The sequence below is a fragment of the Novacetimonas cocois genome, assembly GCF_003311635.1.
In the GTDB taxonomy this organism is placed as follows: domain Bacteria; phylum Pseudomonadota; class Alphaproteobacteria; order Acetobacterales; family Acetobacteraceae; genus Novacetimonas; species Novacetimonas cocois.
This window is the reverse complement of record NZ_QEXL01000056.1, coordinates 194-2,185: the sequence shown is the minus strand read 5'-3', so window position 1 is coordinate 2,185 and position 1,992 is coordinate 194. Positions and strand designations below refer to the sequence as shown.

At 60.4% G+C, this 1,992-nt stretch carries 1 protein-coding gene; it reads left to right on the top strand.

Annotation, left to right across the window (positions count from 1 at the left end; translation table 11 throughout):
* Nucleotides 1-666: 666 nt before the first annotated feature.
* The coding region (locus NJLHNGOC_RS15445) for a site-specific integrase (protein WP_239021578.1) at nt 667-1,992 on the top strand (1,326 nt) is incomplete at its 3' end.

Sequence of the window (1,992 nt, the reverse complement as noted above, 5' to 3'; positions counted from 1 at the left end):
GGTCATCCACATCGCTGCCGCAGCAGACTGGATCAAGCCCTAACAGGCCCTAGATGAACGCCATTATGAAAATAGATTAAGGGCAATAGGCAGCTCTGACGGGGGAACTACAATTCTTTATATTGTTTACACCGTGCAGGAAGCAGAAAATAGCGACGAAGAAGATTACGGACGCATTATCAGTGTGAGGAAAGCAAAAAAAGATGAATGTGAAAAATACCGAAATAAAATCTTACAGTATGGATTAATAAATAAAAGAATTAGCACGCCGGATATTTAGCAGGGAAGGCTAACCGAGACTTTCTTGTATTGCGGGATTTAGGCTCGATCGCCTGTGGGGCATGGTCGTTTTATGTCCGCTTGATGAAAGTTACACTGTAAAAGTCTGATGACTGAAATGAGGCGAAAGCAGCCTCACTCTTGAAAATTTTAGAATCATTTTCTCGCATAATTAAAGAACATTTTTCCCCATAGTTGAGGACATTTTCATAATTAAGGTATAAAATATATGATTGATAAAATAGGATTTCTATTCCCATTAATTAGGATTTTCGACAAAAATCCCGAAATGCGCCTGTTTCCGAGCCTTTTCGCCACGCCTGTCTGCGGACTCCTTCCCTGCTGCCTAGGTGACCGTCAGGGGTCATACGCGCAGGCAACCCTGCCATGCTGAGCGACGTCCGGATCCTCGGCACCAGCAGGCAGGCGCAGGCCGCACTGCACGCCCGCGTTGATCTGCTGACGCAGCAGCGTCTGGCCGAGACACAGGACCCGGCACGCTGGCGCGAAATCCTCTCGACCGCGCGTTTCACACCACCCCTGCCCCTGCTTCTGGCGGGCATCGAATTGCCGGACGGTAGCTATTCCCCGGATACCCCCCTCGCCCAGGGTGTGCCGTATGCGTCGGCCGCCCAACAGATGGCTCAGGACCATGTCGCCGATATCCCATCAGGGTTTGAACTGGCCGTCGATCTGGAAATCGATGATGGCGCGCCCAGCTTCCTGGCCTGGTTCCGGCCGCTCCAGTCCGTAGGCTCCCGTTCCGAGACGGCAGACGCAGCGCCCCCTGCGCCCGTCGGCCAGCCGGCCGCTGCCGTCGCGCAATGGTTTTCCGTCGTCTCGGCACAGCCCGTACCCGAACATGATGGCCGCCTGGCCACGGCCCGTCAGGCCGCCGATGCCTATATGCACCGCAGCAAGGCCGAGAACACGCTGCGCACCTATCGCGCCGCCGTGCGGTCCTGGTGCCGCTGGGCTGCCGGTCACGCCCTGCCCGCCCTTCCGGCCCGCAGCGAGGATGTTGCTGCCTATCTGGCCGACATGGCGCTGCAGGGGCGCAGGACCAGCACCATCGACCTGCATCGTGCCGCCCTGCGTTACCTGCACCACCTGGCGCAGATTGCCGTACCCACCGCCCACCCGATGGTGACCGCAACACTTGCCGGCATCCGTCGGGAGGCAAAGGAGACCCTGCCCCGCCAGAAAACCGCGCTCACCTGGGACAGGCTGGTCCGGGTCGTCGAGGCCATCAGCTCGCATGATCTGGTCGGTGCGCGGGACCGGACCATTCTCCTGCTCGGTTTTGCCGGCGCGTTCCGGCGCTCCGAGCTTGCCGCGCTGAAGGTGGACGACATCACGGTGGACGAGGATGGCCTGCAGATCCGGCTGGGCCGGTCCAAGGGCGATCCCCAGCGCAAGGGCGCACTGATCGGCATCCCACGGGGCCTGACCCGGAACTGCCCGGTTCTGGCGTACGAGACCTGGCTCCGGCAGGCCGGGATTACGGAAGGTCCGGTCTTCCGGCGCATCTGGTCCGCGCGGGACCGCAGGGCGGGCGCCACGCCCGTCGGAGCCCCGCCCAGGATCGGGCCGCACGCCCTGTCGGACCGGGCCGTCACGGACATCATCCGCAAACGCTGCGGCGACACCCACCTTGAGGGGGACTTTGGCGGGCACAGCCTGCGCCGCGGGGCCATCACCACGGGGGCGAAA